Origin of the sequence: Psychrobacter sp. TWR1-1-1, from assembly GCF_049895865.1 — a bacterium.
GTDB classification, from domain to species: domain Bacteria; phylum Pseudomonadota; class Gammaproteobacteria; order Pseudomonadales; family Moraxellaceae; genus Psychrobacter; species Psychrobacter immobilis_A.
Genome location: NZ_JAFCTE010000003.1, coordinates 253,819 through 279,454 on the forward strand (window position 1 = coordinate 253,819; position 25,636 = coordinate 279,454).

Here is a 25,636-nt window from a genome sequence, read left to right on the forward strand (position 1 = left end):
ATTACTGTTTGAAATCATTGCTATTTAATGCAGTATGCATACGGTTTAGCCCTTCTATCAGCAGCGCTCTAGGACACGCCACATTAAGGCGCATTTTAAGATGTCCTTCATCACCGTACTTAATCCCTGCGCTAAGCTCAACTTTGGCCTCTCTAAGCGCGTCATAGAGCATTTGATCGTCTTGCGCATATGCCGAGCAATCAAGCCAAATCAAATACGAAGCTTCTGGACGCATCACTTTAATTTTGGGTAAATGCTCTTCTAAAAAGCTAATGGTTAATTCAATATTGGCTTCAATATAAGTCAGCGCCTGCGCCAACCACTCACCACCTTCTTGATAAGCACTACGCATCGCCGTATAAGCAAATAAATTTAGCTCATGCTCGTCACTTAAACGTTGCTGCTGGTTAATTTTACTCAGTAATGCGCTGTCTTTAGCAAAGATCATCGAGCCTTTGATACCAGCAATATTAAAGGTTTTGGTCATTGATGTCAGGCTAACCACTTTGTGCTCATAGCCTTTTACTAAAGTTAAAAAAGGTGTAAATGTATGCCCACTCAAAGTTAAATCTTGATGAATCTCATCACTCACAATTGCCACATCGTGCTTTTTACAAATTAAAAGCAGCGCTTCAAGCTCATCCGCTGTCCATACACGTCCGCCCGGATTATGCGGATTACACAACAAATACAGCTTAACTTTATGCTCGATAATTTTAGCTTCTATATCAGCTAAATCCAGATAGTATCGCCCCTCATTCTCCTGTAATGCAGAAGTCACCAGCTTACGATTATTGTCCAAAACCTTGGTCATAAAAGGCGTATAAATCGGGTCATTAATAAGTACCGCATTCCCTGTCTCGGTAAATACTTTCATCATCAGCACCAAACTTGGTACCACGCCTGGAGAGAAAAGAATATCCTGCGTGTCAAGCGATAAGCCATAACGACTGCCATGCCAGTCGATAATCGCTTGATACAACGGCTCGGTCGGCACGGTGTAACCCAATATGCCATGCTGAGTCACTTGCTCAATCGCCGCTAAAATAGGCTGGGCGGTCTTAAAGTCCATATCCGCGACCCATAGCGGAATCGTGTCATCGCTATAATGCCATTTAAACGACCCCGTATCACGTCTGTCTATTATTTCATCAAAGTTGTACAGCACCGATGCTCTCCTTTACGGTAGTTTTATATTATAACTGTTCATTCGTCGGCTTAAATGACCTTTGAAAATATAATGCTATCATTATTTGAATAATGGTTAAAAATTAATGTTACATTAATGTTGCGGACTCTACATATGATCAAGTTATTCATGCCAGAGTACGCTGACATTGCAAGGATTGTGATCTATCAGCTGTTACCCAAACCCCCTACTAAGCCAAGATGGCTTGTCTAAAAGGATTTAGCATGATGAAAATGGATTCCCTATCAAAATTAGCACTCAAAATCAGTTCCCTTACTCTCGCCATTGCCGCAACTTCTGCATGCACTGCTATGGCAACAGGTGCTAACTCCCAAGTTTCAAATACCCAAACCACTACGAACAGTACTGCCATTACTTTAGGCAATAGTGCTATGTCTAGCGGCACTAACGACACGGTTGCTATCGGTAATATGGCCAATGCAGGTCTGAACTCAGCAACCGCTGTCGGCGGTCAAGCCAATGCCGCAGGTCTAGGCTCGACCTCTATCGGTTGGCAATCAAAAGCCACTGCCGAACGCGCGCAAGCCTTTGGTCATCTAGCCAATGCTAGCGGTGTTCGCTCTACCGCAGTCGGCGAAGCGGCAACCGCTGGTGGTACTAACGATACGGTCGCTGTCGGCAATAAAGCCAATGCAGGTCTAAACTCCGCAACGGCTGTTGGCGGGGAAGCCAATGCCGCAGGTTTAGGCTCAACCTCTATCGGTTGGCAATCAAAAGCCACTGCCGAACGCGCGCAAGCCTTTGGTCATCTAGCCGATGCTAGTGGTGTACGCTCTACCGCAGTTGGTGAAGCGGCAGCCGCACAAGGTGCAAACTCGGTAGCGTTAGGCAATAAATCTATGGCTGGCGGCATGAATAGCATCGCTATCGGTAACGGAGCAATGGCGGCTAAAAACAACCAAGTCGTCTTAGGTAATGCTGGACAAGTGAAGTCTAGTACCGCAGCACAGTCAGGTACGGTCAGAATCGTCACTATCGATGACAATGGCACGTTAGGCACTATGATGATTGATTACTACCAAAAAGCTAAATAATCGTTTATTTATCAAGAGTGATGTACTAGATAAATTCAAGAACCTCGCTAGGGCGGGGGTTTTTTGGTTGGTATGGTTAATTTGCTTGATGGTGTTTTGAATTACTGCATTAGATTTCGTGGTTATCAAAGTTATTATGAAGCTGGAGCCAATTTTGCGCCATTACGGCTGGCATCTTGCGCCGATGACAGCAGCCCTTGTACGCCAAGTGGTGCGGCGCTGCAAATTTCTTGGGCGATAGTCAGCGCGCGCTCATATTCTTGTCCATTTTCGACCACTTCACTAACGAGATTTAGCTTATCAGCCGTTTGCGCATCAAAGTTTTTACCCGTCAATAGATATGGCATGGCTTTTTGCCAACCTGCTGCTTGTACGAAGCGAACCGTCGCCCCACCAAACGGCATGATGCCGCGCTGGACTTCCATTTGCGCAAAGTTGCAGTTGTCACTTGCGATGACGACATCACTATTGAGCATCAACTCAATCCCAGCGGTAAAGCAGGTGCCTTGTATTGCTACGACGACTGGCTTACTGCGTAATTTGCCACCAATTCCCCACGGATCGATTTGGGTTTCATCGAATTCAAATGCGCCTTTATCCCATTTATCTTGCAGCTCCATTAAATCAAGCCCTGCGGTGAAGTGCTCACCGTGAGCGAATATCAGCGCACAGCGAAGATTGGCATCGTTTTCATAATTAGTGAGTGCCTCAGACAATTGCTTAATCATATGGCTATCAAAGGCATTGCGTTTATCCGCGCGATTGAGCCCGATCAAGCAGACGTAATCTTGGACGTCATAGGTAATGCGAGTGTCTGTACTAGTAGTACTTTCCGTAGTCATATTTTTATCCTTATTAGAGCGATCGTTTTATGGTTTGTCTTATGGCTAATTAATACTGCTAAAAATCATGCAACTTACTTTTAATATAGACATACGTTCGGTACAACGCAAGCATCATATAAGCAGCATCATATAAGCAGCATCAATATCAGTTGACCTCATTTACGGTAATGTGCAACTATTATCCAACTCAAGAAATGAATCAGAGCACGTTATGGAATTTTGGCACGGTTTTTTGCTTATCACCAGCGTCCATCTACTCGCTGCCGCCTCCCCGGGTCCTGATTTTGTATTAGTCTCACAGCAAACCTTGGCAAAAGGTAGACGCACGGGTTTGATTTGTAGTCTTGGTATTACCTTAGGTCTTGCCGTACACATTATCTATTCGGTGCTAGGACTGGCAACGCTCATCGCCCATTCGCAGCCATTACTGACCGCTATTAAATGGTTGGGCGGCAGTTATCTTATTTATTTAGGTTGGCAAGGTATTCAAGCCAAAGCTAAAAAACCAGCAGATTTAACAGTTGCTATAAATTCAGATGTCATAGATTCAGATACTGACATTTCCATTAAAAAAGCATCCATAGATACAAGCTCTACAGCTTCCATCCTACGTCGTGGCTTTTTTTGTAATGTGTTTAATCCAAAAGCGCCAGTATATTTCGTGGCGATATTCACTCTCGTACTCTCACCCGATATACCGCTGTGGCAATTGGCTATTTATGGTATCTGGATGATGGTCTTGCAGATGGCATGGTTTAGTACCGTAGTGATGTTACTGTCTATTCCTGCCATTCATCGTCGCTTTCAGCGTTTTGAACATTGGATCGACCGCGTATTGGGTACAGCGATGATAATATTGGGATTAAATCTGATTTTACGTAGTCGATAAGACGCTAGTGACTCGTGAAATCTGCTAAAATGGTGCATTATATTCAAACATCAAAGCCCGATACTATGACCAGTAAGCCTATGAACCGTCGCCCGACCGCCAACAATCACCGAAACCGCTCGCCTGAGACTGCCAAAAAACTCGGGCAGCTACATCCGCGCAATCCGCACCAAGGTCGCTATGATTTTGAAGTATTGACTCGCGCTTTGCCTGAGCTTGCTAAACACACCATTACCAATCCCAAAGGTGAGTCGACGATTAACTTCTCAGACAGCGCCGCCGTGCGCGTCCTTAATCAGGCACTACTAGCAAATTATTATGGTGTGAAATTTTGGGATATTCCGGAAGGTTATCTCTGCCCACCGATTCCGGGACGTGCCGATTATATTCACTATATTGCCGATTTACTTGCGCAAACGACGCATGTGAATAAAGACAATACGCCACCGACTGGTAAAGAAATCCACGCCCTCGATATCGGTACTGGTTCTAGTGCTATTTATCCGATTGTTGGTAGCCAAAGCTATGGCTGGCGCTTTACGGCTTCAGACATTGACCCTATTTCAGTCAATACGGCTGCGCTGATTTGTGAAACCAATCCAAAGCTAAAAAGTGCCGTTAAAGTCAAACTACAGACCGAACCTAAATTTATTTTTAAAAATATCATCGGTCGCCAAGATTACTTTGATGTGGTGGTTTGCAACCCGCCATTCCATGCCTCATTAGAAGAAGCGATGGAAGCCAATAGCCGTAAGCAGCATAATTTGCAACGACATCGCGGTAAGAATGAGAACGCACAAATCAGCCGCAGCTCAACCAAGTCTGGCAATGCCGCGCAAAACCTAAACTTTGGTGGTCAGCATAAAGAGCTATGGTCTGAGGGTGGTGAGATTGCCTTTTTAACCAAGATGGCAAAAGAGAGTCAAGATTTCGCTGAGCATGTTGGCTGGTTCACAAGTTTAGTCTCAAAGTCAGAAAACGTGAAGCCTTTACAGCTATTATTAAAACAACTTGGTGTTGCTCAAATGCGCATCATTGAGATGAGCCAAGGTCAAAAAAGCACACGTATACTCGCATGGCGTTTTGATACTGACGAAGAATAGATAGTAGTTAATATAAAATAGTCATAGTTTCACGTGAAACAAAGTCTTTATTAAAAAAGCACCCCTTTGATCATCAAAAGGGTGCTTTTTATTGTAGAGAATCAATTCAAATAATGATGCTTATTAACGAATAAACATCACTTTTATACCAATGGCTATCAATACTAATCCACCAAGTATCTCAGCTTTATCCTCAAGCCAAGTTCCAGAAGACTTACCTAAATAGATACCGAAAAAGCCAAATCCAGCGGTGATAATAGCGATAATGAAGCACGCTAGCCACGCATTAATTGCTTGTAAATTCAAAGTAAAGCCTGCTGCCATTGCATCAATACTGGTTGCGATAGCCAATGTAAACATCATACGATGATTGATTTCTTCTTGTATGTTTCCATCGAAACTGCCTGCTAATACCGCTTCAACCTCACCATTAAACGCTTCATATAACATCTTAGCGCCAAGCACAATAAGAATCCCACCACCAATCCACGGTGCAGCAGTCGCTAACCAGCCTAATAATACTGCACCCAATAGATAACCTATCAGCGGCATCACGCCTTGCGCAATACCAAAATACAGCGCTGCATAAATGGCTAAACGAAGCACATAAGCAGATGATTGCTTTTGCGATTTAGCCCCTAGCCCAATTGATACCGCAAATGCATCCATCGCCAAGGCTATCGCAAGTAAAAAAACTTCAATCATTTCTATATCCATTATCTAAAGCAATTTGTAAATTAAGTTTCACGTGAAACAATTCTAACATTAAAAAACCACCGCCTTGATTGCCAAAGCGGTGGTTTTTTAATTAATTAACAATGATTTCGCAACTCTTTATGTTCAACTTAGATGCCCAACCTAGATGTCTAAATTAGACACCGTCAATGCGTTCTCTTCAATGAAAATACGACGCGGTTCAACATGATCACCCATCAAGCAGGTAAACATATGATCCGCCGCAATCGCATCTTCAATCGTCACGCGTAGCATACGACGGTTTTCAGGATCCATCGTAGTATCCCAGAGCTGATCTGCGTTCATTTCACCCAGCCCTTTATAGCGCTGAATTGCTAGACCACGACGCGCATCAAGCATCATCTGCTGCCAGAGATAATCAAAGTCGCGTACAGGAATGTCTTTGGTCGTACCAGTCGTTGCTTCACGGCGGATAAAGGCATCCTCTGCAAGCAAGGTATTCCATTCAGCAGACAGACGCAGCAACTTGCTGTACTCGCCGGAATTGATAAAGCTAGCATCTAGCAGATAATGATGGGCTAACTGGTGCACATACACCGTAATACGCGGTAGCCACTGTGCTTTTGCTACTGGAGCTTCAGCGTCAACATTTTCCCCGCCTTCAACTTCAATGACAGGCTTCATACCCAATAAATCAGCAGCAGCATCCATATTTTTAGGCTGCGGCGCATGGATATTGACCAGTTCAATCTCCGGACTCAAATCACTACCGAAGTGCTCAAGCTGGGCTTGCATTGCCTCTTTCCAAGCTTGCATCGCAGGCAAATCATAAGTCATATCAGTGCTAAGCTTCGGCGTATGCGTCAGCGCATCCAATAACACCGCTGGGAAACGAATCTGCAAACGTGCCTTTATCAGCTGCGTTTGGTTATAGTCATTTAGTAGCGTTTCTAGCGCTTGCCCCGTAATAGCAGGAGCATCGGCACTGATATGCAGCTTAGTATTATCAATCGTTGATGATAATAAATACGCTTTAAGTGCTTCGTCGTCTTTTAGATACAGCTCTTGACGACCTTTTTTCACTTTATAAAGCGGTGGTTGGGCGATATAAATATAACCACGTTCGATCAACTCAGGCGTTTGACGGAAGAAGAAAGTCAGCAACAGGGTACGAATATGTGATCCATCAACGTCCGCATCGGTCATGATGATGATTTTATGATAACGTACTTTATCCGGATTATATTCGTCTGGACCAATGCCACAACCAAGCGCAGTGATGAGGTTACCAACCTCAGCAGAAGACAGCATTTTGTCAAAACGTGCGCGCTCTACGTTTAGGATTTTACCTTTCAGTGGCAAGATCGCTTGGGTTTTGCGGCTACGACCTTGTTTTGCTGAACCACCTGCAGAGTCACCCTCCACAATGTACAGTTCTGACAATGCTGGATCTTTTTCTTGGCAATCTGCCAACTTACCGGGCAGACCAGCGATATCTAACGTGGTCTTGCGACGCGTCATCTCACGGGCTTTACGAGCGGCATCACGAGCACGAGCGGCATCAATGATTTTGCCAGCAATAGCCTTACCAGCGCTTGGATTCTCTTGCAGATAATCATTAAACTTATCATGCATTGCTGATTCGACAGCAGATTTCACTTCACTTGATACCAGTTTATCTTTGGTTTGACTCGAAAACTTAGGATCTGGAACTTTAACGGATACGATAGCAGTTAGACCTTCACGCGCATCATCACCAGTAGCAACGACCTTCTCTTTTTTAAAGAGATTCTCGCGATCCATATAGGTATTCAAACAACGCGTCAACGCTGAACGAAAGCCAGATAGATGCGTACCACCATCCCTTTGGGGAATATTGTTAGTGAAACAAAATACTTTTTCGTTATAAGTATCTGTCCACTGTAACGCCACTTCGACGCTGATACCGTCATCTTGCTCACTCACAAAATGAAAGACTTCATTGATGCCATCTTTACCGGCATTAATGTAGCTGACAAATTCTGACAAGCCGCCTTTGTGTTCAAACTCATGACGCTTATCAATACGCTCATCCGTTAAAACAATGCGTACGCCCGAGTTCAAAAATGATAGCTCACGCAAACGCTTCGCTAAGATATCGTACTCAAAGATGGTGCCAGTAAACACATCGCTACTTGGATAAAAGCGAATTTGTGTACCGGTTTTGTCGGTTGGCTCCATTTGCTGAATGTCCGCATCAGGCACCCCATCAGTATAGGTTTGATGATAGTGATAGCCTTCACGCCAGATATTCATTTCAAGCTTTTTCGATAGGGCGTTAACGACCGAGACACCAACACCATGTAAGCCGCCTGATACTTTATAGCTGTTATCATCGAACTTACCGCCTGCATGCAAGACAGTCATAATGACCTGCGCCGCAGATACACCCTCTTCTGGATGGATATCGACAGGCACGCCACGACCGTTATCCATGACGCTCACAGATTCGTCTTCGTGGATAATGATATCGATTTGATCACAATGACCCGCCAGAGCCTCATCGATAGAGTTATCCACCACCTCAAAGACCATATGATGTAAGCCTGTACCATCATCCGTATCACCGATGTACATACCAGGGCGTACGCGTACCGCTTCTAACCCGCGCAATACACGAATATCTTTGGAGCTATAATCAGAAGGTAAACTTTCAGGAACCACCGCTGGTGCCGTAGTTTCAGCAATGCTGTCTGACGTCAGTTGCTCGTGGTCGGTAGGTAATGAATCACTCATGTGCATTCCTTAATCTAGCCATAATCAGCCGTTTGTTATTAGCGCACCACTACGATGACGCCTCATAACGTTATTTTAGACTTAATTTTTATAGTCAAAACCTTTGATAAGCATTACCAGCTAAAACACGATTAGCTGAAAATTCTTGAGTGTTGATAGCGACTTAAAAAGAGTTTCAAGTCCGCGCTTTTTTTCTCTAACATCGGCTTCTTTTTTTAAACATTATAAAAACCAAGATAGCAAATAAAACATCTATTTATCAAATACTTAGAAATTTACAGGCATTGGAAAACACCTATATAACGCCATCAAACAACTTGCTGAGAACAGGACAAAAATAAAGCCCTATTTTAGCATTTTTTTGCCTCTAAGTCACTGTTTACTGAGCGTTTTATGCCTATAAAACCAGCTCGCAAAGATAGCCTATATCATTACGAAACGACAGGTAGATAAGTATCGATATGAAAGACCATGGAGAAAGGAAATAAAATAAAGGAGATAATTAAGGACTAAAGGTTTGACCTTGTTTCACATGAAACATATTAGGTTCTGACCAATATTCATGCACTAACGGCAAAATATCATCGGTTAAGCTGGTCATAAATACCTGACATGGCAGCTGCGCTAACGTCGACAATAGAATATCTATCGCCCTACCATCAAGCTCTGCAGTAATATCATCTAGCAATACCACTGGTGTCACCTGAACATGAGCACTATCATTTGATAGATCATTAGTCTTTTGGGTATTTAGCAGTAATGGCAGTTGCGATAAACGCAGTGCTGTAATTAATAGCTTTTTTTCACCACGCGACAACACATTGGCTGCCTGCTCTTTTATCACAGCTACTTTGAGGTTAGTGTCCGCTTCATGCATTGTATCTGAGAAATTATTATTCGACGCTGCCGAGTCATTAGAGCGCCAATGCACATGAATATCAGCACGGTGATTACCGATACGAGTATATCCCAGTTGCAAATCCTGTTCTAAGCGCTCGTTAAGCTGTATATCCAGCGCAACATTCGTATCATAACCAGCATTATAGCTAAGGCTCAATTGCTCCGCATAAGCAGGCAATAACTGCGCGATACTTTCAGCAAAATAAGGCTGCCATTCTGCAAATATCCGTTCACGATAATGATGAATCAGTGCCGCATGATTACTAAGTCCTTTGTCCCACGATTTTAGTTCAGCGAGCTGCACTTGGGTCAAATGACGTGTCTTTTTTAGCAAACTATTGCGCTGTTTTAATAGACGCTGATAGGCGAGCCATTGCGGATGAAAGCCTTGTTTCATGTGAAACACTAGCCAATCTAGCAGCTGGCGACGACTAGCACTACCCTGCTCTAACATATCCATCGTCGATGGATCTATCAGTAGCGTTGGTAGCTGCTCAGTTAAGATGCTTTGGTTATAGACAGTGGTTTGATTCAGACGTAGAATTGTGGTCGCGTCAGCTTGTTTTTGGATAGCAAGAGTACTACTATCATTGAGTCTAGCGTACACAGTCACTGCATTTTGGTGGTGCTGAATGTAGCGTTTTGGCTGGTGATGACGAAAGCTTTTTCCTCTTGATAGCAGAAATATGGCTTCGAGTAATGAAGTTTTTCCACTGCCATTGGCACCGATAATGACGTTGCAAGCTGTTGCATGTAGATTGACTTGCGTCAGGTTGCGTAGGTTCGATATTTGTAGACGTTCAATCATAATGCCGACAGCCGCATATTGACGCTACCTATAAAATAGGCAAAAGTTTAATAATTATTGAATTTAAAATACCGGATTTTAATCAAAGACACTCAGCTTACCTTAATTTTTAAGTGTAAACTGAGTGTCTTTAGCCTCTTTGCTCAAGCCTATTGAAAATATACAGAAACTATATACGCATTGGCATAATGACATATTGATGGAACTCATCATTCAGCTGATTGACTAGCACCGACGCGTTTGATTGACTCATGTGCATTTGCAAGTCACCTTGAATAACGCCAAGCACATCTTGTAAATAAGCCGCATTAAAGGACAGCTCCATCGGCTCGCCTTGATACTTCGCCTGTATCATCTCCACCGCTTCATCTTGCTCTGCATTATTAGCACGAACTTCTACCATGCCGTCGCTGGCAAAATTAAACACCACACCGCGAGATTTTTCATTACTTAAAATCGCGACACGGCGCAATACGTCCGTCATTTTTTCTTGATTGAATAAAGCCAGTTTATCCGTATTACTTGGCATCACTCGGCGATAATCAGGGAATTTCCCATCAATCAGGCGCGCAGTGAAAGTAACCATCAGGTTTTGATTGACCTGTCCTGCACTATCAACGTCACCAAACGGTAAGCTCACTTGCAAAAACTCACGCCCGAAGCTCAAGGTGACCTGATTGTCTTGCTCACCAAGCATTTTTCCTAGCTCAGAGGCCAAGCGCTCAAGCTCAATAACAGCTTTACGGGGCAAAATAGCTTGCATGCTTAAATCAGCACTGACATCGATGACACTGCGCGCCAAAGCCAATCGATGCCCATCGGTTGCAACCGTCGTCAGCTGCTGTTGCGACACGTCAAACAACATACCAGTGAGATAATAGCGAACATCTTGAATCGCCATTGCAAACTGCGTTTTATGAATCAAATCGATCAGACGATTGCGACTGATGGTTAATGGCGTGATATTTTCGGGATTACCCAAACTCGGATAATCTTCGCTAGGTAATGTGCCTAAGGTGAAGCGACTCTTGCCGCTGGTTAATAAGCAGCGTTCATTTTCTTGAGTAGCCAAATTAATTTGAGCTTGTGCAGGCAATGATTTACAGATGTCTTTTAATTTTGTTGCAGGTAAAGTTGTGGTACCAGCTTCAACACAAGCACCAGCAGGCAGTTTCAAAGTCGATGTCAGCTCTACTTCTAAATCAGAAGCCGTCAAAATAAGCGTTGATTCGGATAGCTGTAGCTTGATATTGCCCAAAATAACCATATTGTGCCGTTTATCAGCAGCCTTGGCGATCAAATTAATGGCTTTTAGTAACGACTCTCGATTAATCGATAATTGCATGCTTGGTTACTCTTATTTAAATGATTTTTATTATAAAACTTAACAATAATGGCTTAATCATACCCTGTCTATTGACTATAATCCATTCGCTGTCTGTCTACTCGTATTTTTAATATTATAAACCATATCAATCCACTAAAACATAGTGATACCGCGACCTACTAACCCGCTTGCAGCATCAATGCCAGTGTTTTGTAATCCTTATCAAACGCAGGATCCGCTGCTCGTAGCTCATTAACTTTATCGCAAGCATGCATCACCGTTGTATGATCGCGCCCACCGAATGACTGACCAATTTCAGGAAAGCTATCACCGGTCAATTCACGTGATAGTGCCATCGCAATTTGGCGAGGTCTAGCAATACTGCGTGTACGCTTACGACCCATCATTTCTTTGATGGTCACGTCATAGTACTCAGCAACCACTTTGCGAATATTATCCATATTCACAGCTTGCACACGCATCGCGACGATGTCTTTTAGCGCATATTGCACCATTTCAAGAGTAATCTGTGCACCCGTCAAGTTAGCATTAGCAAAGACTTGATTTAGAGCACCTTCTAAACGCCTAACATTTGAAACCACATTTTGAGCGATGAATAATGCGCATTCTTTAGGCAGTGTCATACCATATGAAGCTGCTTTTTTCTGCAAAATTTGCACACGAGTATCAATCTCAGGCGGATCAACTGCTACAGTGAGCCCCCAAGAAAATCGCGATCTAAAACGTTCATCGAATTCGGTCATTTGCGAAGGATGACGATCTGAAGCCAAAATCAGTTGTTTATCACCACTGGTAAAATCTGCAAATAATGTCAAAAACTCATTACTACTTTTGGTTTTTCCTGCCAATACATGAATATCATCTACAATCAACAAATCAACTTTTTTAATTTTCTTTTTAAAATCTTCTATTTTGTTATTTCTTAATGAATAGACCAATTGATTAATAAATTTTTCAGAAGTGAAATAATAAAAACTTTGATTATTTTTTAAATAGCGATGTGCTACAGAATGCATTAAATGTGTTTTTCCCAAACCAGAAGGTCCGTATATAAATAAAGGATTGTGTCGATTTTTTGATTGGCGCTTACCAAGCTCATAACAGGCTTTATAAGCCAGATTGTTAGATTTGCCAGTGACAAAAGTTTCAAAAGTAAAGTCAGGGTTTAGATAACTTAACGACTTGGCATCAGCAGAATCAACCAATTCTGCGTGACGCATATTGGCATCAATATCTGCTTTTGCATTGTTATGATGAATGGTTTCAAACTGATGGTCTGCAGGGGTAGGGGAGGGTTTATCTTCATCAAACAAAGACCCTGATTGCAATTGACGATTGTCTTCGTTATCGCGGCCAGCGTTATCAACACGCACAACCACCTCTTCGATACTTCCCTGACTGTGCTTAGCAACCAGCTGCTGTATCTCTTGCAAGTGGTTTTTTTTGATGTAAGTCACAAAATAATCATTAGGAGCAAGTATAGTCAGCGTTTGCGCCTCTTGATGAGCTGACAATGGTCTCAACCACATAGTAAATACGTTGTCTTTGACGTTATATCGTAGGTCATTTAGACATTTATCCCAAATATTTGCTGTGTCTATCATGAAAAATACTAACCCTATAATTTGAAATAATATTTGTGTTTTAGCAGTGTGATCTGTTGCGTAGCCCTTAATATTTTCCGCAATTATTTCCGTTGGAAACCATATTGGGAGTTACGTTGATAAACTATACGAAGCCATATATTAAGTAGGGGCTAATCTAACACAAATACCCTGTGGATAAAACCTTGTTTTTTGGGGATAAGGCTGTGGATACTTTTGTGCATAACTTTAAAAGTTGAGTTATCCATATTTAGCCCACAGGTTATCCACAGGTTTACCCATAGTACAATATGTTGATAATAAAAAGGAAAACTTACTTAGCCACAGATAATCGAGCTCCCAATAACAACAATACTTATATATATTAATAGTTAATTATTATAGATTTCGACAAAAACTGTGGATAACTTTTGGGAATCCATCACTGAATTAATTAACTGAGTCGTTATTTTTTAGTTATGAATATGAAATTTACACACGATGAATCATTTAAAATGATATTTCCTCTGTCAAAATATCTGTCTGCATCGACATAGATTAAATTAGTTCATTGACCAAGATTCTATGCGGTGGTATAATCCTCCGTTATTACGAATTTAGTCCATTATTTTGATAGGTGAGTTATGAAACGTACATTCCAACCAAGCGTGATCAAGCGTAAACGTACTCACGGTTTCCGTGCTCGTATGGCAACTAAAAAAGGCCGTCAGGTCTTAGCTCGTCGCCGCGCTAAAGGACGTCATCGTCTTACTGTATAATCAGTAGATTGCGATAAGCATGGCTTGTTGTGTTTCTATTATTTATAGATTGCGATAGTCAATCACCACAACTGACACTTAGCCATATATTAAAAGCGCCCACATCGGCGCTTTTTTTGTCTCTGTACTTTGTTGTTATTTCTGCGCTATTATTTCCGCTACCGTTATTCGCTCTTATACTAGGTTGTGCTATGTCCAATACTGTTTCAGCGGCAGCTAATGCCCGCTTCACCAAAGAGCAGCGTTTGCTCACGCCTGCGGCCTTCCGTGAGGTTTTTGATGCACCTGAGCGTAAGCTTCATCAGAGCCATCTAATGGCATTTGTGCGTACCAATGATCATGATAAGCCACGAGTCGGCATGGCTATTACCAAGCGTAAAGTTCCTACGGCTGTCGCGCGAAATTTAATCAAGCGTCAAATACGTGAGCACTTTCGTGTAAAGGCTCATTCTTTAGAAAACAAAGATATTGTTTTTATTGTTAAAAAATCTATAAAAGATATAGATAACAAAGAATTAAAAAATCAAATAATCAATATTATTAAAAAAGTAGAAAAAAAATAAGATGGATTTTTTATTTATTAATTTAAATAATATTCTTTATAAAATTATTTATTATTTTATTGTTTTTTATCAAAAGTTAATAAGCCCACTATTACCTGCTCGTTGCCGCTATTACCCTACGTGCTCGAATTATGGTAAACAAGCTTTGGCATGGCATGGAGTCCGAGCAGGCAGTTGGTTATTATTAAAACGTATCAGCAGTTGTCATCCTTTGGGTGGACACGGCATTGATTTTGTGCCGCTACCGTTATCCTCTTATCATTATCAATATGTACCTTTTAACGCACTAGCTACTAGTGTCAAAGTTCAAGGTTTATATGTTTTTAGAGATAATAAAGGCTATGTGTCTCGCTTAAACCATATGATGAAACTAACATAGCATTCGTCATCGACTGCGAAGTTGTGGATATCTATTTAGTTACCCACAAGTTATCCACACTCTTGGTATCATTTAAGGCGGATTTTTAGTAAAATGATGCACATTTTATGTAAATGACTGGCAATACTGTTGTCACATATGATGATAATTGTACGGTCATGACACATGCCCTAATTTTTCATTCCCTAATTTTTTAATCTAGGAAAGGTTTATGCAAAAGATATTTCGGGTGATGATCATCATTGCGATGTTAATCACCGCTTATCTGCTGATTTTGGCATGGCGAGATGATTATGCCGATGCGCCAGCTGTAGATGCGGTGTCAGAAACCACTACTTCAGTAGGTGCTGATATCCCTTCGACAACTGGTGCAGCAGGTGATATTCCGGTACAGACGTTGCCTGTTGATAACAATACAGTCGCTAATGATGCTGTGACGGCAACGCCTGCTAAAGACACGGGATTAATCACGGTCACTACCGATCGTTATGATATAAAGATCAACCCAGAAGGCGGCGATATTGTTTATGCTGCTCTTAAGCAGTATGACGCAACGCTCGATAGCGATAAGCCTTTCGTATTGCTAGAGAATAATAGTAATCGCGTGTATGTGGCTCAGTCTGGTCTTATTGGTCCTAATGGTATTGATACTGCAGAAGGTCGTGCCAAATACAGCCATACTGCTAATAATTACGTCATGGAAGCAGGGCAACAGACGCTGTCAGTACCGCTGACTTATAAAAAAGATGGCGTGACCGTTACTAAGACCTTTACCTTTACTGAAAATAAATATCCGATTGATATTAGCTATCAAATACAAAATGCTTCTAAACAACCGTGGCAAGGTCAGCTATTTGCCCAGTTGAAACGTGATGACAGTAAAGATCCAGGTATGTCTGATAAGGGTGCGCTTAGTATGGCTACTTACTTAGGCGGCGCTTGGGGTACTCCTGATGATCCATATAATAAGCTCAAATTTAAAGACTTTAATGATGGTGAGCTAGCTGTTAGTAGTGATAAAGGTTGGGTTGGTGTTGTGCAGCATTATTTTGTATCAGCATGGATACCTGAAAACTTTACCGCTACTTTCTTTAGCCGTGAAACAGGCGATGATTACTTCATCGGTTTCAACAGTCAACCTGTCAATGTCGCGCCAAATAAACAAGTGACATTAGATGCCACGTTATACGCTGGCCCTAAAGTACAGTCTGAGCTAAAAGATGTGGCAGTAGGCCTTAATAAAACAGTCGATTATGGGTTGTTATGGCCAATATCGAAGATTTTATTTGCTATCTTGGACGGTATTCATAAAGTCATCGGTAACTGGGGTTGGTCAATCATTGTATTGACGATTTTAGTCAAAATTGCTCTGATGTGGTTCTCGAATAAGAGCTATTATTCGATGGCGAAGATGCGTGCGATTGCGCCAAGATTAGCCGCACTTAAAGAAGAGCATGGCGACGATCGAATGAAGATGTCGCAAGAAATGATGGCTATTTATAAAGAAGAAAAAGTCAATCCAATGGCAGGTTGTTTGCCTATTTTGATGCAAATGCCTATCTTCTTAGCGCTATATTGGGTGTTGGTTGAGAGTGTTGAGCTGCGTCATGCACCTTGGATTTTATGGATTCAGGATTTATCGGCGATGGATCCTTGGTTTATTTTACCATTGCTGATGGGTGCCTCGATGTTTGTACAGCAGCAGCTAAACCCGCAGCCAGCTGATCCGATGCAAGCGAAAGTGATGAAGTTCTTACCAATCATCTTTACTGCTTTCATGCTGTTTTTCCCAGCGGGTCTCGTACTGTACTGGACAGTCAACAACTTGTTCAGTATGACTCAGCAATATATTGTCAATAAAAAAGTCGAAGAAGAGCAAAAGCGTCGTACTGTTAAAGTATTGGACTAAGTAGCTCATCAATTGATAAAAGACCATCGCTACGGCGGTGGTTTTTTTATGCGTGACATTTCTATCATCGCTCACTGATTTGAAATAAAATAAGCGCAAAGCATGGCTATTTAAAGTTTGCTTTGTCAGTCTGTGTCCAGCCGTCTATAATGGGGTTTTTAGCTATTGAGAGTAATTGTGGATTCCCTAGAGATGGCGTCAAACGTACCTAAAGCATCTGAACCACCTAAAGCATCTGGCTTGGCCACGATTGCTGCTATTGCCACACCGCTTGGAAGAGGTGGCGTTGGTGTTGTACGTCTGTCAGGTGCGCGTGCTTATGACATTGCCTGTACACTAACGGGTAAGTCTGCTTTTACGCCACGTATGGCCAGTTTTTGTCGTTTTTATCAGGCTGATGGTACAGTCATTGATGAAGGATTAGTGCTGTACTTTAAAGGCCCGCATTCGTTCACAGGGGAAGATGTGATTGAACTGCAAGGGCATGGCGGCATGATTCTACAAAATCAACTGCTAGCAAGGGTGTTTGAGCTGGGCGCAAAACAAGCAGGTGCTGGGGAATTCTCTTATCGTGCTTTTGATAATGATAAATTGGATTTGGTACAAGCAGAGGCTATCGCTGATGCCATCGATGCGACCAGTGCTGCCGCTGCGAGTAGTGCCATTCGCTCGCTAAGTGGTGAGTTTTCAAACAAGATTAATCAACTATTAGAGCAGCTTATTCATCTTCGTTTGCATGTTGAAGCGGCGATTGATTTCCCTGACGAAGAAGACGTGGATTTTTTATCAGACGGTGTTATACAAAGTAAACTTGAGCAAACGCAAGACAAGATACAGCAAGTATTGGCGACCGCCAAGCAAGGTCAGCTCTTACGTGATGGTATCCATGTGGTCTTAGCGGGTAGACCAAATGCGGGTAAATCAAGCTTGCTGAATCGTCTGGCAGGGCAAGAGCGCGCTATCGTTACCGATGTTGCAGGTACGACTCGTGATACGCTACAGGAGACCGTAGTACTCAATGGTTTGACGCTGCATTTGACCGATACTGCAGGTCTGCGCGAGACTGAAGACACGGTAGAGCGTATTGGGATTGAACGAGCACGTACCGCCATTACACAGGCTGATATGCTACTGATGGTCTACGATGTGACTCGTGATCTTGAAGAAGAAAGTACGCCGCTACAGCTTGCAGAACAATTATTTGGTGAGTTACCAGAGGCTAAACGCTTATTGATTATTGCTAATAAGAGTGATTTGTTAAGTGATTTACTAGATGATAGTAGCAGTCAAATACCCTCTGTCTCGCAAATCGCAATAAAAGAACGTGGTTATGAACAAGTTAATGTTTCATGTGAAACAGGTGCTGGTATCGATAATTTAGTCGAAGCCTTATGTGCTAAGGTCGGTTTTCATCCGCCAGAAAACAGCCTAATTGCTCGCACACGTCATATAGATGCACTTAGACGCACAGCCGACTCTTTAGCAGAGGCGCACGAGCAGTTAACGGTCTTTCAAGCAGGAGAGTTAGTCGCTGAAAGCTTACGCCAAGCTCAGAACAGTTTGGGTGAGATTACGGGAGCGTTTAGTGCGGATGACTTGTTGGGCAAAATCTTTGGTAGTTTCTGTATTGGAAAATAATCAGCCGATTTTTTTGAATTGCCTGATACAGCTCGTTAATTCTCAGAAATTTCGGTCTTATCATTCGGTCTTATAAATAGTGACTGTGATTCTTGTGCTTAATATTGAAATAAGGAAACGCTATGCATTGCCCGTATTGTAACGCGTCAGAGACGAAAGTTATTGATTCGCGTCTGGCGGCAGAAGGTGCGCAAGTCCGTCGCCGCCGCTCATGTAATAGCTGCCAAGAGCGTTTCACTACTTTTGAGATGGTAGAAGTAGTCATGCCAAGAATCATCAAGTCAAGCGGTAAAATTGAGCCTTATGATAATGAAAAACTGCGCCGCTCTATTTTATTACCATTGCAAAAGCGCCCTATCACCATTGATGAACAAGAGGCGATGATCAGTCGTATTGAGAAGCGTGTTAGACAGATGGGTGAGCGCGAAATCAGTAGCAAGGTGTTGGGTGAGATCATCATGAGTGAGCTTAAAACGTTAGATGATGTTGCTTATGTGCGCTTTGCTAGTGTTTACCGCGACTTTCAAGATATTGATGCTTTCCATCAAGAGATTGCCAATATTCGTCCAAATGAAAAAGCTGACGATAACGTTAAATAGCTTTTACCCTCTACTTTTTTATTAAGTGTATCTCTTTATGACGCTCTCAAACCATACTCAGAATGCGCAAGACCGCTACTTTATGATGCTTGCGATCGAACAAGCCAAACAGGGTTTATATACCACCAGACCTAATCCAGCGGTAGGCTGTGTCATCGTGCAAGCAGAAGCGATCGTCGGTCAAGGGTTTCATCGGAAAGCTGGTCAGCCTCATGCAGAAGTATTTGCGCTAAAAGAAGCGGGTGCGAGGGCTTTAGGTGCAACTGCCTATGTGACTTTAGAGCCTTGTAGTCATACGGGGCGTACGCCACCTTGTGCTTTGGGTCTTATTAATGCTGGTGTGCAACGTGTCGTGATTGCAGGGCTTGATCCCAATCCGAAAGTGGCAGGACGCGGTGTAAAACTGTTAGAGCAGGCTGGGATTCAAGTGACAGTCGGTATATTAACTGAGCAAGCAGAAGCTTTAAATCGTGGGTTTTTAAAGACAATGCGCACCCAGATGCCTTATGTACGGCTGAAAATTGCCACCAGCCTTGACGGTCGTACCGCGATGGCATCTGGCGAGTCGAAATGGATTACCTCAGCGGCTGCCCGCGAAGATGTGCAGAAGCTACGTGCTCAAAGTGGCGCGATTATTACTGGTAGTGAAACGGTTATCGCGGATAATCCACAGCTTAATGTACGTTCCAACCAATTAGCTGTGCCACCTGAACAAGTTCCTACTCCCAAAATTGTCGTACTCGATAGACGTCAGCGCTTAGAACACAGCTTACCGTCTGACTATCAGTTATGCCGTCGACCGGATACGATTTATTGGCGCGAAGATAATTTGACTGAATTACTAAAAAAATTAGTCAGTGATCATCAGTGTTATGACGTGTTGGTAGAGGCCGGTGCTAGTGTTGCTGGTAGTTTCTTAAGCCAACAATTGGTAGATGAGTTGATTGTTTATCAGGCACCTTGTTTGTTAGGCGCGCAAGCCAGACCGATGGTCGATTTTAACCCATTGTCTCTAGCTCAGCAGTTGCGTTTTAATATTTATAGTCATGAAACATTAAGTCCTGACCTTAAACTGACTTTATTACCGCTATAACTTGTTATTTATAAACAGCTTATCCACAGTTTGGGCTAAATTTTTGCTAAGTGTGGATAAACAGCCAGTGTCGTACAAGGTTCCACATGAAACTGTGTATAACTTTGTTTCACATGAAACAGAAAACTAGGTATTTTATAAAAAATTTTATATTAATCTAATGTAATCAGTAACTTAGGTTTTACTATTAATCTTTCTTGATATTAGCCAACATCTTGTTTTCTGTGGATAACTTAATGGAAATGAGTGTTTTAATACGTTATGAGTTGATTTATCGGTACTTATCCACAATCTATCCCATCATAGGCTCAATTAAGCCCAAGTTGCCATAAAAAACTGGCTTAGACAAATGCTGCCACAATCTTAATAGATCAAGATATATTGTCTATAAAGACAACATCATAATGAAATGAGGTCGATATGTTTACTGGAATTATAGAGAGTGTTGGAAAGGTTAAGTCCATGCAGCCTACGGGCGGTGATATACGTTTGACGATAGAATCTGATGGTTTGGACTTTAGTGATGTGAAGCTAGGAGATTCTATTGCTTCCAATGGTATCTGCTTAACCGTCGTAGACCTAGGTAGTAATCATTACTCGGTCGATGTCTCACGTGAAACCATTGCTCGTACCGCATTAGAAACTTTAAAAGCTGGTCACACAGTGAATTTAGAGAAAGCGATGCTACCAACCACGCGTTTTGGTGGTCATATCGTCGCGGGTCACGTCGATGGCGTCGGCGTGGTCAGTAAGCTGCAACAAGATGCGCGCTCTATCTATATCGAGATTGAGATACCACAAGAGCTGGCGCACTATACAGCGACCAAAGGCTCTATCACGGTTGATGGTATTAGTCTGACGACCAACCTTGTACGAGATAATATTGTCTCTTTAAATATCATTCCACATACCGCACAAGTGACCAATATCGCTAAGCATTGGCTGGTTGGAAATAAAGTCAATATCGAAGTGGATATCGTCGCGCGCTATTTAGAACGTTTGTTAAATAAGTCGCAAACCAGTGGTATGAATACGCCAAGTCCGCAAAGCCAAATTACAGAAGCATTTTTAGCAGATAATGGTTTTATGAAATAGCTGATTTATGAAGTAATTGATTTATAAAGTAATAGTTTAAACCTGAAGAGTCAGTTTTACAGATTGTCATGATTTTATAAAGCTCTGTAAAACCGACTCTAGCTCTTTCTTATTGATCGGCTTTGCTAAAAACTCATCCATTCCTACTTCTATACAAGCGTCGCGATCTTCTTTGGTGTTGTTTGCAGTTAGCGCCACAATCGCAATTTTATCGCCTTGCGCACGAATCGCTTGGGTAGCCTGTAGCCCATCCATGACAGGCATGCGACAGTCCATCAAAATGAGTGAGATATCTTGACGCTGTTGTTGTAGCATATCTAACGCTTGCTGACCATCTTCTGCGACCACACTACGATAACCAAGTTTACTCAATATCTTGCACGTTATTTTCTGATTGGTTGGACTGTCTTCTACTACCAAGATAAGTGGCAATACATTCTCGTTGGCAGCTTTATCTACTTCGTTTGCTAGCTGCTTACACTCTTCTTTTATCTCTATGGTTTGAACCAGCTTCTGTCTCGCTGGTAAGGTTAAGCGCAGTAATTCAGAGAGCAATAAAGTCGCATCTAATGGTTTGCTCAAGAATCCTTCATATTTATCTAATAGTATAGAGGGAATACGGCGCTCAGGTTTCATACTAAGTAGTATCTTTGGTAGCGACGGATTATCGAGTAAGGTATTTAATGCCTGTTGTCTATCATCATTCCCTATCGCCTGATTAGCGGAAGCAATAGACAGGGTTTCATAATATTCATAATCTAATAGCAAGATAGGGGCGAGTCTTTGCTCGTCTTGCGCCAATTTTTCGTTTAATTGTTGTAGATCTAATTTATCTATAGAAGTGTAGATAGTAGCTGGCATCGATAAATATGAGCAAAAATCGCGCAGATGTTTGGCACGTAGTGGTTGTTTAATCACTGCTATTAGATGGATATGAGTCAAATGCTGACTATGATGATAAATAGGCTGATAATTTGGACGTCTGCAAGGCAGATAAAGATTCAGACTGCTGCCTTCAGTCATCGTGCTTTTTATTTCAATAAAACCACCCAATAATCGCGCAAAACTATTGACGTTATTTAACCCTAGGCCTTGCCCAGTCGTGTTATTTTGCATGTAATTAACGTTTCGATGGGTGTTTTGATTGCTGCTTTTATTAAGCTGAACCAACAGTTGATGTTGCTTCGCTATATCGATGCCCATACCGCTGTCTTTTATGCTAAAACGAATCCAGTCGTGTGAGGCATGATTGGGATTGTCTTTATTGATTTGACTATTTTTAATCAGTGTAAGGTCTTTATTAAGATTTACTAAGCTTCGGTTTTTTGTTGCTAATAGCTCTGCATTACTGACTGTTTCGATGGTCAGTGATACATAGCCAGAAGTGGTAAATTTCACCGCGTTATCTAATAAGTCGTACAAGATTTGCTGTAGGCGCTGATGGTCTGTATCAATACAACGCGGACCGTCAGGTGCAAAAAAGTACAGCAGCTCAAGTCCTTGCTGCCTTATCCTTTCTATAAATGACTGACTGACCTGTTGCCCCAGTCTATAAATATCAACAGGCTCAATGCTTAGGCGGGTTTTTCTTACCGCTATCTCCTCAATGTCTAGCACATCATTAAGCGTCGTTAGCATACTCTGACTGCTTTTAATTAAGGATATTAAAATATCATTCTGCGCAGCAGTCAAGGTCTCAGGATCAATCGGTTCTAGCGTGTCAATCATTGCTTCTAACGGTAGGCGCAAATCATGACCCATCGTCGATTTAATCGTATTAAATTCATTAATTTGGCGTTGTAGCCGTTGATTTTGTTGCTGTAATTCCCCTATTTGACTGGCAAATTCATTAACATTATTCAGCAGTACGGTAAAGCCGTGAACCTGACCATGTTCACCAAACCATGGTGTAACGTGCAATTGGTAAGTCTGTTCATTTTCTAACCCATAGACTGTTAAGGTACGAGTGACGCGTAGGTTGGATAACGTTTGCAGCAATCGTTGCGTGGATTCATCTTTACCCGCGATAAAATCCGTCAGTTCATAGTTGCTATCGCTTTGCGGTAAAGACATGAATATTTGTTCAAAGCGTTTATTGAAAAAGCTGATTTGACCATGACGCATGATCATTAGCATCGGTAAAGGGGATTGATCAACCAAACGTTCAAGACGGTGTGTTAGGGTTTTAATGCGGCGATAGTCATTATGCAGCTGGTAGCTGACACGGCTCAGCGCATGGCCTAAACGCAAAAACTCAGGCGTAGATTTTTTTTGCAAAAAAGGCGGCGGACTATAGGCTTCTTTCGCGTGGCTACTTAGATTGTCCGTATAAATCAGCAGCTGTTCCCAATTGGTGCGACGATTGAGCATATACAGCAAAGCGATAATAAAAAGCATGATCGCTGCCATCAATGGCAACCAGTAGCGATAAGATATCCAGTCAATGATAAGCGGTTTATGGCGCAATATAATATAAAGCTGATGACCACTTTTGAGTTTAATGGTGCCGGTTAAGTTGCGATTATTGAGCGTGTAAGCACTATGACTGCCGTTATTAGAAGGGCATGAGCTAATGATAGGAAACGTAACGTTAGCAAAAGCAGGCTCATTGGGCTGAGTATGGCGATGGATATAAGTCTGCCCAGATGGCATCATAAAAACCAGCTGATAGCTTATGTCTTCAAATACGGGTTTTTCTAAAATCCTTTTAATGTCAGGGTTTAGAAGATCATCACGTTCAGTAACTTCATACTGCAATGTATGGAAAGTATCGATACTGTGTTGTTCACTGTGTTTTTTTATCTCGTGAAACAGCGCAAAATAATAGATAGACAACATGACCAGCAAGGTCAGTGCATAAAATATGAGTAAGCGCTGTAAGGACTGAAACTGTTGCATGAAAGCGTGGTCCTATATCGACACAAGAAACATAGTGAGTAAGTCATCAGTTTGGCACAGTAGCTGGTTTATTCAAGCCGTTTTAACTTTTACGGTTTTACCGCTATTATCTAGAAAAAAATGGTGAATGGCAGTGGAATATCGCTCAATCACGCATTATTTTGTAAATAAACTCATCAATAAGAGCGCCCTGCTTGCTTTCTATTATAAAGACAAACCGTATCATTGGTAACGCTCGATTACCGTTATTACAACCATGGCACAACATCGTAAACTCACCTATAATGAGTCAATCAACCCTATATAATGCCTGTTTATGACTACAATTGCTTCTGCCTCCGATTTATCCATGCCATCTACGACGAAAGATTGCTCATCTAGTAAGCGCTTAAGAGTTGCTTTTGCTGGCACTCCTGAGTTTGCCGCCGTTAGTCTTGAGGCGCTTATCAGCCAGCAAGAAGCCTTGAATATAGACATCGTCTCTGTGTATACGCAACCTGATCGCAAGGCAGGACGGGGTCAAAAATTATCAGCCTCTGCAGTAAAGCAAGTCGCATTGGCGCATGATATTGCCGTTGAGCAGCCTCTCACCTTTAAAAAATCTAGTAGTGAAGGGTTGATCGCACGTGAGACTCTGCGTAGTTATCAGCCAGATGTGATGATTGTCGCGGCTTATGGCTTGATATTGCCGATTGGTGTATTGACCACACCGACTTATGGTTGCCTCAATATTCATGCTTCATTATTACCACGCTGGCGCGGCGCGGCACCTATTCATCGCGCGCTATTGGCGGGTGATAGCGAGACTGGCATTACCATTATGCAGATGGATAAGGGCTTAGATACAGGTGATATGATTTACAAAATCAGCGCTCCTATTGAGGCTGATGATACGGCTGCCAGCCTCCATGATAAAATGGCTGAGCTTGGTGCAACGGCTATTATTACCGTGCTAAAGGACTTGCCACATTATCAAGCACAAGCAATCGCTCAAGATGACAGTCAAGCCAATTACGCTGAAAAACTCGTCAAAACTGAAGGTGAAATCGACTGGACACAATCAGCGACTATTATCGAACGACAAATTCGCGGTTTGACGCCATGGCCAGGTGCTTATACTTTTTTGGCAGGGCAGCGTGTCAAGATTTTAGCCAGCTTACCTGTGAATCCGTCGCAGCAAACCAATCAGCCTGCTGGTACGGTCATCAGCGTTGGACGCAAAGCGATATTGGTAGCTTGTGGCAAAGAAAGTAATGATGAACAATCAGCCAGCACTTTAGCCATTACCGAATTACAGTTTGCTGGTGGTAAACCAATGACAGCCGAGCAAATCTGCCATGGTAACCAATTAAATGATGGCGACCAGTTCACAGCAGACTTAAAATAATTGCTCCTAAATCAGTTTAATACAGCTTAACCTTATTTATTTTTATATTCGTTATTTAATACCAAACAATCCAACTTTTATCAGACGCTAATTATTAGACGTCAA

Annotated in this window: 19 protein-coding genes and 1 pseudogene; 12 read left to right on the forward strand and 8 right to left on the reverse strand. The window is 42.2% G+C overall.

The features are described 5' to 3' along the window. Position 1: 1 nt before the first annotated feature. Positions 2 to 1,168, reverse strand: coding sequence for a MalY/PatB family protein (locus tag ACP69U_RS04870; protein ID WP_426137977.1), 1,167 nt, complete (start codon positions 1,166 to 1,168; stop codon positions 2 to 4). A gap of 248 nt (positions 1,169 to 1,416) precedes the next feature. Here ACP69U_RS04870 and ACP69U_RS04875 point away from each other — a divergent pair, with 248 nt between their 5' ends. After that, the gene (locus tag ACP69U_RS04875; RefSeq protein ID WP_426137978.1) at positions 1,417 to 2,244 is read left to right on the forward strand and encodes a hypothetical protein; all 828 of its coding nucleotides are present in this window, start codon (positions 1,417 to 1,419) and stop codon (positions 2,242 to 2,244) included. 146 nt (positions 2,245 to 2,390) lie between these two features. On the opposite strand, the pseudogene ACP69U_RS04880 reads toward ACP69U_RS04875, so the two are convergent. Continuing rightward, a pseudogene (locus ACP69U_RS04880) lies at positions 2,391 to 3,086 on the reverse strand (crotonase/enoyl-CoA hydratase family protein); the annotation flags it as partial. A 214-nt stretch (positions 3,087 to 3,300) separates the two neighbouring features. Here ACP69U_RS04880 and ACP69U_RS04885 point away from each other — a divergent pair. Then, positions 3,301 to 3,978 (forward strand): LysE family translocator, encoded by a 678-nt coding sequence (locus ACP69U_RS04885; protein WP_426137979.1) that lies wholly within the window; start codon positions 3,301 to 3,303, stop codon positions 3,976 to 3,978. Positions 3,979 to 4,043: 65 nt separating this feature from the next. Then, complete coding sequence (gene rlmF, locus ACP69U_RS04890) at positions 4,044 to 5,081, forward strand: 23S rRNA (adenine(1618)-N(6))-methyltransferase RlmF (RefSeq protein ID WP_426137980.1); 1,038 nt, start codon at positions 4,044 to 4,046, stop codon at positions 5,079 to 5,081. Positions 5,082 to 5,204: 123 nt separating this feature from the next. On the opposite strand, the gene ACP69U_RS04895 is transcribed toward rlmF, so the two are convergent. The 5 genes from ACP69U_RS04895 to dnaA form a co-directional block, all read right to left on the reverse strand. Then, a complete protein-coding gene (locus ACP69U_RS04895) occupies positions 5,205 to 5,786 on the reverse strand; it encodes a manganese efflux pump MntP family protein (RefSeq protein WP_087814940.1) in 582 nt (193 codons plus the stop codon). A 153-nt stretch (positions 5,787 to 5,939) separates the two neighbouring features. Further along, the gene (gyrB, locus tag ACP69U_RS04900; RefSeq protein WP_426137981.1) at positions 5,940 to 8,552 is read right to left on the reverse strand and encodes a DNA topoisomerase (ATP-hydrolyzing) subunit B; all 2,613 of its coding nucleotides are present in this window, start codon (positions 8,550 to 8,552) and stop codon (positions 5,940 to 5,942) included. A gap of 502 nt (positions 8,553 to 9,054) precedes the next feature. Next, positions 9,055 to 10,260 (reverse strand): DNA replication/repair protein RecF, encoded by a 1,206-nt coding sequence (gene recF / locus ACP69U_RS04905; protein WP_087814942.1) that lies wholly within the window; start codon positions 10,258 to 10,260, stop codon positions 9,055 to 9,057. A gap of 169 nt (positions 10,261 to 10,429) precedes the next feature. After that, positions 10,430 to 11,605 (reverse strand): DNA polymerase III subunit beta, encoded by a 1,176-nt coding sequence (gene dnaN, locus ACP69U_RS04910; protein WP_426137982.1) that lies wholly within the window; start codon positions 11,603 to 11,605, stop codon positions 10,430 to 10,432. A 161-nt stretch (positions 11,606 to 11,766) separates the two neighbouring features. Further along, positions 11,767 to 13,212 (reverse strand): chromosomal replication initiator protein DnaA, encoded by a 1,446-nt coding sequence (gene dnaA / locus ACP69U_RS04915; RefSeq protein WP_045442885.1) that lies wholly within the window; start codon positions 13,210 to 13,212, stop codon positions 11,767 to 11,769. Positions 13,213 to 13,835: 623 nt separating this feature from the next. On the opposite strand from dnaA, the gene rpmH reads away from it, so the two are divergent. From rpmH to ACP69U_RS04955, 8 genes are all read left to right on the forward strand, one after another. Beyond that, positions 13,836 to 13,970: a 50S ribosomal protein L34 gene (gene rpmH / locus ACP69U_RS04920; protein ID WP_007394757.1), complete on the forward strand. Its 135-nt coding sequence runs from the start codon at positions 13,836 to 13,838 to the stop codon at positions 13,968 to 13,970. A 191-nt stretch (positions 13,971 to 14,161) separates the two neighbouring features. Continuing rightward, on the forward strand, positions 14,162 to 14,533 hold the full coding sequence (gene rnpA / locus ACP69U_RS04925) for a ribonuclease P protein component (protein ID WP_045442882.1): 372 nt from the start codon (positions 14,162 to 14,164) through the stop codon (positions 14,531 to 14,533). Position 14,534: 1 nt separating this feature from the next. After that, complete coding sequence (yidD, locus tag ACP69U_RS04930) at positions 14,535 to 14,912, forward strand: membrane protein insertion efficiency factor YidD (RefSeq protein WP_198330204.1); 378 nt, start codon at positions 14,535 to 14,537, stop codon at positions 14,910 to 14,912. A 211-nt stretch (positions 14,913 to 15,123) separates the two neighbouring features. Beyond that, positions 15,124 to 16,821: a membrane protein insertase YidC gene (gene yidC / locus ACP69U_RS04935; RefSeq protein ID WP_201615104.1), complete on the forward strand. Its 1,698-nt coding sequence runs from the start codon at positions 15,124 to 15,126 to the stop codon at positions 16,819 to 16,821. Between the two features lie 192 nt (positions 16,822 to 17,013). Next, entirely contained in the window at positions 17,014 to 18,459 is a 1,446-nt protein-coding gene (gene mnmE, locus ACP69U_RS04940; RefSeq protein WP_426138022.1) for a tRNA uridine-5-carboxymethylaminomethyl(34) synthesis GTPase MnmE, read from the forward strand. Between the two features lie 122 nt (positions 18,460 to 18,581). Further along, a complete protein-coding gene (gene nrdR, locus ACP69U_RS04945) occupies positions 18,582 to 19,058 on the forward strand; it encodes a transcriptional regulator NrdR (protein WP_045442876.1) in 477 nt (158 codons plus the stop codon). A gap of 37 nt (positions 19,059 to 19,095) precedes the next feature. After that, positions 19,096 to 20,151, forward strand: coding sequence for a bifunctional diaminohydroxyphosphoribosylaminopyrimidine deaminase/5-amino-6-(5-phosphoribosylamino)uracil reductase RibD (ribD, locus tag ACP69U_RS04950; protein WP_426137983.1), 1,056 nt, complete (start codon positions 19,096 to 19,098; stop codon positions 20,149 to 20,151). A 420-nt stretch (positions 20,152 to 20,571) separates the two neighbouring features. Further along, positions 20,572 to 21,246 carry a riboflavin synthase gene (locus tag ACP69U_RS04955; RefSeq protein WP_060492108.1) on the forward strand — a complete coding sequence of 225 codons (675 nt, stop codon included), beginning with the start codon at positions 20,572 to 20,574 and terminating at the stop codon, positions 21,244 to 21,246. 66 nt (positions 21,247 to 21,312) lie between these two features. On the opposite strand, the gene ACP69U_RS04960 is transcribed toward ACP69U_RS04955, so the two are convergent. Continuing rightward, the gene (locus tag ACP69U_RS04960) at positions 21,313 to 24,144 is read right to left on the reverse strand and encodes a response regulator (RefSeq protein WP_426137984.1); all 2,832 of its coding nucleotides are present in this window, start codon (positions 24,142 to 24,144) and stop codon (positions 21,313 to 21,315) included. A gap of 349 nt (positions 24,145 to 24,493) precedes the next feature. Between ACP69U_RS04960 and fmt the strand changes: the two genes are divergently transcribed. Beyond that, positions 24,494 to 25,531, forward strand: a complete 1,038-nt coding sequence (fmt, locus tag ACP69U_RS04965; RefSeq protein ID WP_426138023.1) for a methionyl-tRNA formyltransferase — start codon at positions 24,494 to 24,496, stop codon at positions 25,529 to 25,531. Positions 25,532 to 25,636: the final 105 nt, after the last annotated feature.